The sequence below is a fragment of the Mesotoga sp. HF07.pep.5.2.highcov genome (genome assembly GCF_003666285.1).
In the GTDB taxonomy this organism is placed as follows: domain Bacteria; phylum Thermotogota; class Thermotogae; order Petrotogales; family Kosmotogaceae; genus Mesotoga; species Mesotoga prima.
The window spans coordinates 1-518 of the sequence record NZ_JFHJ01000584.1 but is presented as its reverse complement, the minus strand read 5'-3'; the positions used below and the strand labels follow the sequence as shown (position 1 = coordinate 518).

At 47.9% G+C, this 518-nt stretch carries 1 protein-coding gene; it reads left to right on the top strand.

Annotated elements, in window-relative coordinates; genetic code table 11:
- Positions 1-518 (top strand): SLBB domain-containing protein (locus tag BG32_RS12425; RefSeq protein ID WP_183084338.1); only part of this gene is annotated, 518 nt, incomplete at both ends.

Here is a 518-nt window from a genome sequence, read left to right as displayed (position 1 = left end):
TATCTAGAAGATGGAGATACCATTGTCGCATTAAGAAACTACGATTCTTTTGTCGCGGTGGTCGGTGATGTGGAATCGCCGGGAGTATTTCCAGTCTCGGACTATGGTGAGCTGACTCTGGCTGAACTCATAAGTCTTGCTGGAGGAATTACAAATTTCGAAAGCGGCGGAAGAGTCTTCATATCTTCAGGCGGCAAGACGGAAGAGATCATTATTTCACCTGACGATTTCATCGCTCTCACCAGAAAAGTAGTTCCCGCTGGATCCACTGTATATGTACCTTACACGGAACCGGCCAGAGTTTATGTTTTCGGTGAGGTTCAGAAACCCGGTATCGTTAGATACTATGACGGCATGACAGCCATTGAAGCACTTGTAGAGGCCGGGGGACCGACAAGCTATGCTGTGCTCGGAAATGCATTGCTCTTCCAGGATCTTGAAGAAGAACCAATGGTAATCGACCTGGATCAGCAGAAAGGAAAACCTGCGAAGGGGAATATCCCGCTGATACCGGGAAA